Annotated in this window: 10 protein-coding genes and 1 tRNA gene; 8 read left to right on the top strand and 3 right to left on the bottom strand. The window is 69.0% G+C overall.

Annotation, left to right across the window (positions count from 1 at the left end):
- The first annotated feature begins 8 nt into the window (after positions 1-8).
- From DMB42_RS20085 to DMB42_RS20075, 3 genes are all read left to right on the top strand, one after another.
- A complete protein-coding gene (locus DMB42_RS20085; protein ID WP_185844760.1) occupies positions 9-578 on the top strand; it encodes a 5-formyltetrahydrofolate cyclo-ligase in 570 nt (189 codons plus the stop codon).
- 23 nt (positions 579-601) lie between these two features.
- Complete coding sequence (locus DMB42_RS20080; protein ID WP_125636517.1) at positions 602-2,107, top strand: potassium/proton antiporter; 1,506 nt, start codon at positions 602-604, stop codon at positions 2,105-2,107.
- A 69-nt stretch (positions 2,108-2,176) separates the two neighbouring features.
- Positions 2,177-2,479, top strand: a complete 303-nt coding sequence (locus DMB42_RS20075) for an FmdB family zinc ribbon protein (RefSeq protein ID WP_125636516.1) — start codon at positions 2,177-2,179, stop codon at positions 2,477-2,479.
- A 31-nt stretch (positions 2,480-2,510) separates the two neighbouring features.
- Here DMB42_RS20075 and DMB42_RS20070 read toward each other — a convergent pair whose 3' ends face one another.
- Positions 2,511-4,478 (bottom strand): MFS transporter, encoded by a 1,968-nt coding sequence (locus DMB42_RS20070; protein WP_125636515.1) that lies wholly within the window; start codon positions 4,476-4,478, stop codon positions 2,511-2,513.
- Positions 4,479-4,589: 111 nt separating this feature from the next.
- On the opposite strand from DMB42_RS20070, the gene DMB42_RS20065 reads away from it, so the two are divergent.
- Genes DMB42_RS20065 through mscL form a run of 3 tightly spaced genes read left to right on the top strand, consistent with a single transcriptional unit; the run spans position 4,590 to position 6,409 of the window.
- Entirely contained in the window at positions 4,590-5,399 is an 810-nt protein-coding gene (locus DMB42_RS20065; RefSeq protein WP_125636514.1) for an S-methyl-5'-thioadenosine phosphorylase, read from the top strand.
- Positions 5,396-5,977, top strand: a complete 582-nt coding sequence (locus tag DMB42_RS20060; protein WP_125636513.1) for an RcpC/CpaB family pilus assembly protein — start codon at positions 5,396-5,398, stop codon at positions 5,975-5,977. Before DMB42_RS20065 ends, DMB42_RS20060 begins: the two co-directional genes overlap by 4 nt.
- 33 nt (positions 5,978-6,010) lie before the next feature.
- On the top strand, positions 6,011-6,409 hold the full coding sequence (gene mscL / locus DMB42_RS20055; RefSeq protein WP_125636512.1) for a large conductance mechanosensitive channel protein MscL: 399 nt from the start codon (positions 6,011-6,013) through the stop codon (positions 6,407-6,409).
- On the opposite strand, the gene DMB42_RS20050 is transcribed toward mscL, so the two are convergent.
- Positions 6,406-7,383 carry a M15 family metallopeptidase gene (locus DMB42_RS20050; protein ID WP_260477805.1) on the bottom strand — a complete coding sequence of 326 codons (978 nt, stop codon included), beginning with the start codon at positions 7,381-7,383 and terminating at the stop codon, positions 6,406-6,408. The two genes, mscL and DMB42_RS20050, sit on opposite strands and share 4 nt — an antisense overlap.
- Before the next feature lie 1,608 nt (positions 7,384-8,991).
- On the opposite strand from DMB42_RS20050, the gene DMB42_RS20045 reads away from it, so the two are divergent.
- Both DMB42_RS20045 and DMB42_RS20040 read left to right on the top strand, forming a co-directional pair.
- Positions 8,992-9,064, top strand: a tRNA-Arg gene (locus DMB42_RS20045).
- Positions 9,065-9,724: 660 nt separating this feature from the next.
- On the top strand, positions 9,725-10,537 hold the full coding sequence (locus DMB42_RS20040; protein ID WP_260477804.1) for a hypothetical protein: 813 nt from the start codon (positions 9,725-9,727) through the stop codon (positions 10,535-10,537).
- Between the two features lie 341 nt (positions 10,538-10,878).
- Here the strand turns inward: DMB42_RS20040 and DMB42_RS20035 are convergent, their stop codons facing one another.
- Positions 10,879-11,313, bottom strand: a complete 435-nt coding sequence (locus tag DMB42_RS20035; RefSeq protein WP_125636511.1) for an Rrf2 family transcriptional regulator — start codon at positions 11,311-11,313, stop codon at positions 10,879-10,881.
- Between the last annotated feature and the right edge of the window lie 56 nt (positions 11,314-11,369).

Raw genomic sequence — 11,369 nt, 5'->3', positions numbered from 1 at the left:
AGGTACCTGTGGACAAGCTGAACCTGCGTCGCCAACTACTCGCGGCGCGTACCGCTCTGTCCCCCGAACAACTGCGGGCAAACGCCACCAAGGTCCGCGAGACGCTGCTCGAACAGCCGTGGGTCCAGATGGCCGGTCTGGTGGCCTGCTACTGGTCGGCGGGGTCGGAGCCGGAGACGCACGGTCTCGTGTTCGCTCTCTGGAAACATGGCGCGACGGTGATCCTTCCGGTGCTCAAAGAGGACAATGATCTGGATTGGGCGGTCTATGACGGCCCGGACACACTCGCCCCTGGCCGCTTCGGCATCATGGAACCCGTCGACACCCGCCGCGGCGTCGACGCCGTCCGCACGGCCGCGCTGGTGATCGTGCCCGCCCTCGCGGTCGACCGGACCTCGGGGGTGCGCCTCGGACGCGGCGGCGGTTCGTACGACCGCGCGCTGGCCAGGGTGGGGCCGAACGTCCCCACGGTGGCCCTGCTGCACGGCGGGGAGCTGATCGACGGTGTGCCGGCCGAACCGCACGACCTCCGGGTCCGTTTTGCGATGACGCCCGAGGGACTCACTAGGCTTATGTGACCGAAGAGACGGGAGGGAGCCGGATGACGCTTGATGTCTGGCTCCTGATCGGTGCCGGGATCGTCATCGCGGCCATCGCGTCTGTACGTGTCGCGCATCGCAGCGGTCTGCCCAGTCTTCTCCTCTTCCTGGGGCTCGGTCTGATTCTGGGCGCTTCGGGGTTCGGCGCGAAGCTCGAAAGCCCGCAGGCCGTCCAGCAGATCGGCCTGACCGCGCTGCCGGTGATCCTGGCCGAGGGCGGTCTGACCACGACCTGGTCGCACATCCGCAAGTCGGTGCCGCTCGCCCTGATCCTGGCCACCGTGGGCGTGACGGTGAGCATCGTGGTCGTGGCACTGGCCGTCCAGGGGCTGCTCGGCATGGATCCGACCGCGGCACTGGTCCTGGGCGCCGTACTGGCCTCGACGGACGCGGCCGCCGTCTTCTCCGTACTGCGACGATTGCCGCTCCCGACCCGGTTGGCGGGCGTACTGGAGGCCGAGTCCGGTTTCAACGACGCGCCCACGGTCATCGCCGTCGTCCTGCTCAGCGGGGCCTCGCAACGGCCGGCGTCCGTGGGAACGTTCCTGCTCGAAACCGCGATCGAGCTGGTCATCGGCGCGGCCGTGGGCCTGGCGGTCGGCCCGGCGGGCGCGTACGCGCTGCGCCGCGTCGCGCTTCCCGCCTCGGGCCTCTACCGGTTCGCCGTGCTCGCCCTCACCTTCGTCTCGTACGGCGGCGCGGTGCTGCTCCACGGCTCGGGATTCCTGGCCGTCTACCTCACGGCCCTCATCCTCGGCAACTCGCGCCTGCCGCACCGGGCCGCGACCAGGGGGTTCGCGGAGGGCGCGGCCTGGCTGGCGCAGATCGGGCTCTTCGTCATGCTGGGCCTCCTGGCCACGCCCAAAGAGCTGCCGTCGGCCATCGTGCCGGGCGTGATCGCCGGGTCCGTGCTGGTGATGGTGGCCCGCCCGCTGTCGGTGCTGGCCAGCTCCACGGTGGCCCGGGTGTTGCGGCTGGACCGGGTGAGCTGGCGGGATCAGGCGTTCCTGTCGTGGGCCGGACTTCGCGGCGCGATCCCCATCGTGCTGGCGACCATCCCGTGGGCGTCCGGCGTGCAGGGGTCGAAGGAGATCTTCAACCAGGTCTTCGTGATCGTGATCGTCTTCACGCTGCTGCAGGGGCCGACGCTGCCGTACGCCGCCCGGGTGCTCGGGGTCGGCGCGCCAGGCGAGGCGCACGACCTGGAGGTGGAGTCCGCGCCCTTGGAGGAGCTCAAGGCGGACCTGTTGCAGGTCAAGGTGCCCGTCGGGTCGCTCCTGCACGGCGTGGAGATCTTCGAGCTCCGCCTGCCCGCCGGAGCGGCCGTCACGCTGGTGGTCCGCGACGGCAGATCGTTCGTCCCGGACAACAGCACCCGCGTCCGCGCCGACGACCAGCTGCTGCTGGTCACCACGGCTGCCTGCCGTGACCAGGTCGAACGCCGCCTGCGCGCCGTGAGCCGCAGCGGCAAGCTGGCCGGCTGGTACGGCGAGCGGGGGTTGGAATAGGTGTTTGGCCCAATCGGTTAGCATTAGCAGTCGCATCGCTCGAGTGCCAGAACGTGTAAGGAGGAGCGCGTGCCGACCTACCAGTACGCCTGCAACGACTGCGGTGAGCAGCTCGAAGTCGTGCAGAAGTTCACCGACGATGCGCTGACGGTGTGCCCCAACTGCCAGGGCAACCTGCGGAAGGTGTTCTCCGCCGTCGGCATCGTGTTCAAGGGTTCGGGCTTCTACCGCACGGACAACCGTTCGTCCTCGACCTCCGCCTCTTCGACCACCCCGTCGAAGCCGGCCGAGAGCAAGTCGAGCGAGAGCAAGTCGAGTGAGTCCTCGTCGTCGTCCACCCCGGCGCCGGCGCCCGCTGCGGCTTCCAACTAGGCACGTCACCCCGCCCGCACGGGCGGGGGCTTCACGGAGGCCGGTCGGCGTACGCGCCGAGCAGTTCCGGCGCGACGCGATCGACGAGCCGTTTCAGCTGTGGATCGGGACCCCAGTCGGCCACCAGCCTGCTCAGCCCCTCGCGTGAGCAGCGGACCAGCCCCAGGGCCGCCCGGTCCCCCTTTGGCGTGAGCCGCAGCCGCTCGCCGTCCTCAGAACGCTCCACCAGCCCCTCGTCCACCAGCCGGTCGACGTGGGGCTTTCCGCGTGCCCTGCTGACCTTGGCGCGCTCGGCCAGCTCACCGGCCCCGACCCAGCCCTTGCCGTTGAGCCTGGCGAGCACCCACACGCCTTGTGGCGGGATGCCGCTCAGCCCGGCCAGCGCGCCGAGCCGTTCGTAGTAGCCCTTGCGCAGGTCGGCGTCGGCGAGCCGCATGAGCCCGCGCTCGACCTCCGCCAGCGACGACCGTTCGGTGGCCGTGGCGCCCAGCCCCTCGCCCAGGTCGGATGCCTTGGTGGTCTCCCTGAGCCGCGTCTGCGGGATGAACCAGCTCAGCGCGAACGCCCCCAGCATCACCGGCGCCGACACCCGGAAGACGGTGGCGATCGCGTCGGCGTACACATGGAGGAACTGAGCGGTCAGCGCGGGCGGCAGCCGCCGGATGACGGTCGGGTCCCGCTGGACCTGGGCCGGGTCGAACCCCGGCGGCAGCCGGACCCTGGCGAGCACCTGGCGCAGGTCGTCGTTGAGCGTGCCGGTGAACACCGACCCCAGCGTGGCGACCCCGAACGCCCCTCCGATCGAACGGAAGAACGTCGCCCCGGACGTGGCCACACCCAGATCCTTGAAGTCGACGGCGTTCTGCACGACGACCACCAGCACCTGCATGGTCATCCCCAGCCCGATGCCGAGCACCAGCAGGCACGCGCCCATGGTGATCAGGCTGCTGTGCTCGGTGAGCCCGGACAGCAGGAACAGCCCGACCGTCGCCACGGCCGTGCCCACGATGGGCAGGAACCGGTACTTGCCGGTCTTGGAGATGATCAGCCCGCTGTTGACCGACATGGCGAGCATCCCGACCATCATCGGCAGCAGATGCACCCCGGACAACGTCGAGCTCACCCCGTGCACGACCTGCAAGAACAGCGGCAGGTACGTGAGCGCCCCGAACATCGCGAACCCCACCACGAACCCCACCGCGGACGACATCGCGAACGCCCGCACCCCGAACAGCTCCAGGGGCAGGACCGGCTCGGCGGCCCGCCGCTCGACCGCGATCCACGCCACGACCAGCCCGGCCGCGGCCAGCGCCAGGCCGACGATGACCGGGCTCGCCCAGGGATAGGTGGTGCCGCCCCAGGTCGCGATGAGCACCAGGCACGAGGTCGCGCTGCCCAGCAGCACCACCCCCGCGTAGTCGATGCGATGTCTGGTGCCGGTGTCGTCGCGCGGCAGCGCGGACGCGATCACGACCAGCGCGATCGCGCCCAGGGGCAGGTTGATGTAGAACACCCAGTGCCAGGACAGATGGTCGACGAACAGCCCGCCGAGCAGCGGCCCGACGATGCTGCTGACGGCGAAGACGGCGCCGAAGAAGCCCTGGTAGCGCCCACGTTCGCGGGCCGAGACCACGTCGCCCACGATCGCCTGGGTGAGCACCATCAGCCCGCCGCCGCCCAGCCCCTGGAGCGACCGGAAGCCGATCAGCTCCCCCATGTTCCGGCTCAGCCCGCACAGGGCCGATCCGAGGAGGAAGATGATGATCGCGGCGATGAAGAGCCTTTTGCGGCCGTACTGGTCGCCCAGTTTGCCCCACAGCGGCGTGGAGACGGTCGAGGCGAGCATGTAGCCGGTCACGACCCATGAGAGCTGCTCCAGCCCGCCAAGGTCGCTCACGATCGTCGGCAGGGCCGTGGAGACGATGGTCTGGTCGAGCGAGGCCAGCAGCAGACCGAGCATCAGCGCGATGATGATGAGGCCGAGCCCTTTCTGCCGCATGCAGCGATCCTACTCTTCGTACTGGTGTGCGTACGCTCCGCGTTCGGAGTTATCCACAGAACGGCGTTCGGCGTTCTCGTGGCCTCCGGCCGCCCGGCTAATCTCGGCGCCATGGTCACTCGCGCAGACATCGGCGTCCTCGGCGGTTCGGGCTTCTACTCCCTCCTCGACGACGCGGAGGAGATCCAGCTCTCCACCCCTTACGGGCCCCCCAGCGACGTCGTCACCGTCGGCCGCATCGGCTCGCGTTCGGTGGCGTTCATCCCCCGCCACGGCCGGGACCACCGCTTCCCGCCCCACCGCATCCCCTACCGCGCCAACCTGTGGGCGCTGCGCTCGCTCGGCGTGCGCCAGGTGCTCGCCCCGAGCGCCGTGGGTTCACTCAAGCTGGAGTACGGTCCGGGTGCCATCGTCGTGCCCGACCAGATCGTCGACCGCACCTCGGGCCGGCCGCAGACGTACTACGACGACTCGGGGGCCGTCCACGTCTCCTTCGCCGATCCCTACTGCCCGTCGGGCAGAGCCGCCGCCGTGGCCACGGCCCGCTCCACCGGCTGGGACGACGTGGTCGACGGCGGCACCCTGGTGGTCATCGAGGGCCCCCGCTTCTCCAGCCGGGCCGAGTCCCAGTGGTTCGCGGCCAACGGCTGGTCGATCGTGGGCATGACCGGCTACCCCGAGTCGGTGCTGGCCCGCGAGCTGGCCCTGTGTTACACCTCGCTCTCCCTGGTGACCGACCATGACGCCGGGGTCGAGGCCGGCCAGGGCGTGACCCACGACGAGGTGCTGGAGTTCTTCACCCGCAACGTCACCCGCATGCGCACACTGGTCGCCGAGACCGTCAAGGCCCTGCCCGCCGATCCCACGTGCCCCTGCGGCTCGGCCCTCGACGGCATCAAGCTGCCCTTCGAGCTGCCGTGAACAGGCAGCCCGCCTGGCTGCGCCCGCGGGCCCGGCGCCGCCGCCTGATCGCGGCGGCCCTGGCCGCGCTCGGCGTCCTGTCGGCTTTTGTCGCCATCCGTCCAGCGGCCGATCCTGAGGTCCTCGTGGCCGCCCGCGACCTCACCCCCGGCCCGCTGCGCCCGGGCGACCTGCGCCCGGTCCCGCTCGCCCATCCGCCCGACGGGGCCGTCCGCTCGTACGCGGCGGGCCGCTACCTCGCCGGCCCTATGCGGCGCGGCGAACCCCTGACGGACGCCCGCCTGCTCCACTCGTTGACCCTGCCGCCGGGCACGGTCGCCGCCCCGGTGCGCATCGCCGACCCCGACGCCGTCACCCTCATCTCCCCGGGTGCCACCATCGGCGTCCTGGCGGCCTGGGAGGGCGGCCAGCCGGCCCGGCTCATCGCCGACGACATCCGGGTGCTCACCGTCCCCCGGCCCGCCGACGACACGCGTACGAGCGGCGCGCTGGTGGTCCTGGCGGCCACCCCGGACCAGGCGGCGCAGCTGGCGGGCGCCCAGCTCTCGGGCCGCCTCTCCATCACCCTCAAGATTTAACGCTGAGTAATCATTCGGCTACGATTCTCGGCCATGAACGGATTCAAGAAGTTCCTCATGCAGGGGAACGTCCTCGACCTGGCCGTGGCCGTGGTCATCGGGGCGGCCTTCAACTCGATCGTGCAGTCGTTCGTCGCCGACATCCTGACCCCGCTGATCTCGGCCTTCGGCGGCCTGCCCGACTTCTCCTCGCTGAAGGTCACCGTAGGCAGGTCCCACTTCATGTACGGCAACTTCCTCAACGCGGTGATCTCGTTCCTGATGATCGCGGCGGTGGTGTACTTCCTGGTCGTCAAGCCGTACACGCATTTCAAGGACCGCGCCGCGGCCAAGGTCGAGGCGACGACCCGCGACTGCCCCGAATGCCTGTCGGAGATCCCGAAGGCCGCCTCCCGCTGCGCCTTCTGCAGCGCCGAGGTGGTGCCGGCCTAGAGCAGTGAGTCGATCTTCGGGTCGTACTCCCAGTGCCACGGTTCGAACGGGCTGCTGTAGGCCCAGGCGGGATGGAACCAGCCGTACCTCTTGGAGTTGTTCTCCATCCACACGAACTCGGCGGACCGGAACCTCTCCACCCCGCCGCACAGGTCGACAGCGAGCCCGAGGCCGTGGTTGCTGCGCCCCGGCACGGCCGCGAACCCCGGCCGCCGGTAGTAGACGGACTGCTGCTCGGCCAGGCTCCGGTAGGCGTCCGTCACGCACATCGCCTTGCCGAACCGCTTCCGGTAGGCCTCGTTGAGGCTGACGAAGGCGATCGTGGCATCCGCCCGCAGACTGAACCCCTTCTGCTGGAGCGGGCAGAGCATGCTCTTGGGGATGAGCCCGTTGGGGTAGCTGTTGGCCGTGGCGGCTTGGAGCGGATTGCAGCCCAGCGCCGCCCGTCCGACCTTGTCGATCTTGATGCCGAGCTTCACCAGCGCCGCGGTGAGCGACTTGACGATCTTGTCCGAACGCTGCCTGAGCGTGTCGATCTCGGCGGCCATCTGGGCCTCGGCCAGCAGGTTGCCCGCCCGCAACTCCTGCGACTCGGCGGCCAGCCGTTCGGCCTCCTTGTAGAGGGTGCTGGTCTGCTGCACGGCCTGCTGCCGTACCGCGACCATCTGGGTCGCGTCGCTGAGCGCCCGCAGCGTGCCGACCCCCGCGTCACCCGACAGGAACGGCACCACGCCGTCCGCCCCGACGGGCTGCTCGTAGAGCAGCTCGGCGAGCTCCGAGACCGGCTGCCGGATCACCGCGAGCCGCCGCTCCAGATCCTGCAGCCCGGTCAGCTTGGCCTTGAGTTCCTTCTCGGAGGCCGCGATCGTGGCACGCCGCTTCTCCAGGGCCTTGGTGGCGTCCTCAAGCTCCTTGGCCGATCGCTCGGCCTCCTTGCGCAGCTCCGACAGGTTCGTCGGATCCCGCCGTTCCACCTGGGTTCGCGTCTGCTGAGTTCCCGCGTGCGCCTGCGCCGCTGATGGCACGAAGAGGGAAGCCATCGCCATGACGACCGCGATCAGACCCGCTGATCGAGGGGATGGCACGTTCGACTCCTCCGTTTGCACACTCGTTACCCGGGTCAGGCACGCACGTTACTACAGCCCCCAGAGTGTCCGGACCGAACTCCGAAGAGCTGCTATGAGACAAAAAGCGCACTATGTACGGCTCCCCCCTCACCACCAGCCACGTCCCTCTCCCCTCCGCCTCCGAACGGCCCCGCACCTTCGCAGCTCCGCCCCGCCTCGGGCCTGTTCCGCAGGGCCGTGGGACCTGCGGCGGAGCGGATCGAGGCGCCGTCCGAACCTTCACCGGCGGCTTCGACGTACACGTCCCTGTCGGCACACCAACGGCCATCCCACCGGCTTCTCAACCGATCTGGTGACCTGAAGCTCCATCGATCCGGCCGGCCCCGACGCGCTTCCCTCTACCGCTTTGTGCGGCATCCTGCTGCCTTTCTTACGAGGCATTGCGCCCCCACAGGTGCGGCCCCATCTATGCCCGTACACGGATGCCGCGGGCCGGATCTCCCACGGCAGAGGTGCCTCTCTACCGTTGACGCTTGCTCAGGGTCACCATCGGCAGCGCCCCGGTCATTTGGTCCTCGACCGTCCAGACGACACCGATGTCGGGACATGTCTCCGCTTCCCGGCCGGACCTACCGTCGCCTGCAGCACCCCACGTTCGCCCCCACGGCGATCTCTACCGTTCCAGAACGCCCCAAGCACCTCCGCACGGGCCCTACATCTCCATTCAGACCATCTCGCCTGCCGGCCAGAGCCTTACTGACCTCGACGGAGGAACTGCCTGAAGCACGGAGAATCCCGCTGTCCCGCGACAAGGACGCCAAGTCGCATCCCACCGCCCAGCCCTCCCCACAGAGGAGAGGCACTGCCGCTGCCGGCCCCGCACCGCCGCCACCGGCCTCACAACCGGGGCAACCAGCCATCGCCCGTCTCCCGAACCACTTCCTCGCGTTCCCGGCACAGGTCCCACAACCAGGTGTCCTCCCACTCACCCGCACACCCGGCCGAGGGCGGCGGAGGCTGCGCAGGCGTGTACAGCTCATCCTCAGCCACAGGAACCGGATCAGGCTCAGGCTCGGGCACCTCCGGCCGCACCTCCGAAGCCTCCGACGTGTTGGAGACCGTCCTCACACGCGCCGGAACCACCCCTTCGTACCGCCGATCAGGATGCGCGGGCGCAGGCAGCAGAACCGGCTCGAACGCCAGCCACACCGCCCTCCTCCCCTCCATCCCCACCGGCGCCCCAACCGCCTCGAACCCCCGCATCTCCCCCGCCAGCAGTCCGCCGGCCAGAATCGCAGGAGCCAGCAACGCCCCGAACAACACGACGGGCCGCCTACGAGCTTGAGTGGATCGCCTCCTGGTCACAGGCAGACGCTATCCATGCACGAAGCGCAAGAATCTGACCGCTTGTCATGCCTTTACCGCAGCTCAGAGCACCCATAACCAACCTCACCAAACTCACCCCGGCCCGGAGGTCCACGCACTGTCCAACTTTCGCTAGGCTTACGAGAGTCCGCCTCCGTAGCTCAGGGGATAGAGCACCGCTCTCCTAAAGCGGGTGCCGCAGGTTCGAATCCTGCCGGGGGCACTCCTCTAGATCGGCATTTCAGGCCCCTGACCTGCGGCTTCTCAGCCGCAGGTCTTTTATTTGGCGCCCTTGATAGGCAACCGACGGCGCCAGCATGCAGCCGGACGACCATGATCAGGGGATATGCACGGGATGATCTTGCGAGCGTTTCCACAGCTCAGGCCCCAGATCCCCGCCATCCCGGCCTCCGGCAACCACTACGGCCGCACCAAATATTGGACGACCACCACGAGGAATCGTGCCAAATACGTACGCAAACCCCCACCGGAGGTGCCGTTCATCGCCGCGCTACCGCCACCATGCCGGCCAGTTCCCCACCCTCGACACGCCACCCATCCACGAAAGTTCGCGCAGCCTCTCCTCCCCCGCCGCGCCCGCCCGCATACAACCCGCCCTTCCGCGCGAGGCAGGATTTGCGCCACCATGATCACACCGACCGACAAAGGAGGCTGCTTGGTCGTTTTCGCCTGTACGGCATGCGGCGCCGTGCTGACCGCGAAGGTAGCGAGGGTGGCGCTCCCCGACCACTCCGGCCAGACGTACGGCCATGGCCTACTCCCCCATCTGCTGGAGCCAGGAACCTACGCCGTGGACCCCGGAGACGGCCGACCCTGGCAACCATGGGAACCAGAGCCGGAAGAACACGGTGTCCGACAACTGATGTACCGCATCACGGGGCCCCCGAACAGGATCGGCATCACGCCGGGCGACGTCCGCGGAACCGTCTTCATCCCCGAACGGCTCGGGGGCTGCTGTTGCGGCTGGGACGGCCAGTACGGCCCCAACCTCGCCTGCGCGGAGTGCGGCTGTCCGGTGGCGACGCGCGTCGACGACTGCGGATTCTGGCAGGTGGTGTGGCTGGAACCGGACGCCGTACGCCCCGTCGCCGTCGCCGGCCCCGTCCAGCAGGTCATGGACTGGGACGAACTGCCCAGCACGCCATCCGCCGACCCGCGTGATTGCTGGAGTGCCCCATGGGAGGCCGCGATCGCGGTGGCACTGGCACACCTGCTGATGGCCTCAGGCGGTGAGCGCGTGGCCGTCCCGAACGGGCCAGTCGCGGAGGCGTTCCGGCGGACGATCGACAGCCTGCTCCCACCAGGGCCACCGAAACGACACCTTGCCCTCGCCGGCCCCGGCCTGCCCACCGCCGGCACCGAGATCGCCCTGGTGCCCCGGCATCCGCAGACCGGCGAGGCATGGCCGTGCGAGGCGGGTGCGGTGGTGCCGCTGGCCGCGAACGTGTGGACATACCTGGCCTTCCACGACGGCCGGCGGCTCGTGCCGGCGGCGCGCTCCATACCCGCCGACGTCCGCCGTGACGATTCACCCCCGCCGCTGCCGCACAGTCTCTTCCGCCCCGATGGACAGGTGTTCCTCCGCACGCTGGAGCGACTGGCGCCGATTCGGCAACCGTGGCTGCGCCGCATCTATGACCAGGTCAAAGAACGTCCGTACATGGACCCGTTCTGATACCCGCCAGGTCTAGCTCATCCCATCTGCATTTCGGTCCAACAGTGCCTGGGAAATCCCTCACAACGGTTTTCGAGGGGGATTCTCCAGGCTACATCAGCAGCAATGGGCCAACGTAAACAAGGTCGCGGTTTCGGACCTTCCACACCCAAGTATCAGAGGGATAGTCGCTGAACACCTCCAGGCCGAATCCGTTGGAGAGCTGCAACCGGCCTGGATGATGCGCCCTGGGAATTGATGGAGTCTCTGGCATGTCTGCCGGCACGCCTCAAGAAGCCCTCGATTGCGCCTGCGATCTCCACCTCAGTCACTGACCCCGAAGGACTCAGGGGCAGGACCACTTAGCGAGGTGCTGCGAGGACGTCCCGGAGTACATCCTCCAGCGTGACGCGGGCCAGCTCGCGCCGGAGGGTCTCCTCGATGCCGTCGTAGACGCGCTGCATCGCCGGCTGGATGCCGTAACCCACCACGCATCCCGGGTCCGGGGCAGCGCGGTGCAGCGCGAACAGCGGGCCGGGTTCCACCGCCTCGTACACATCGAGCAGCGTGATCGACTCCAGGTCGCGCGCCAGCGACCAGCCCGCACCCACCCCGCGCCTGGACTCCACGAGCCCCGCCCTGCGCAGGTCGCCGAGCAGCCGCCTAATCACCACGGGATTGGTGCTCGCGCTGGTCGCGATCTGCTCGGAGGTGGCGACCTCATGGCCCTGGCGCTGGTAGAGGCCGATCCAGGCCAGCGCGTGGGCGGCGATGGTCAACCTGCTGTTGGCGCTCATGAACTCGTTCCTCTCGATCGCAACTCCCGATGTTACGACAGTCCTAGTCGTAATAG

Origin of the sequence: Nonomuraea sp. WAC 01424, from assembly GCF_003947315.1 — a bacterium.
Lineage (GTDB): Bacteria > Actinomycetota > Actinomycetes > Streptosporangiales > Streptosporangiaceae > Nonomuraea > Nonomuraea spiralis.
Note: the sequence above shows the minus strand (reverse complement) of the source record. Positions and strands in the feature narration are given on the sequence as shown.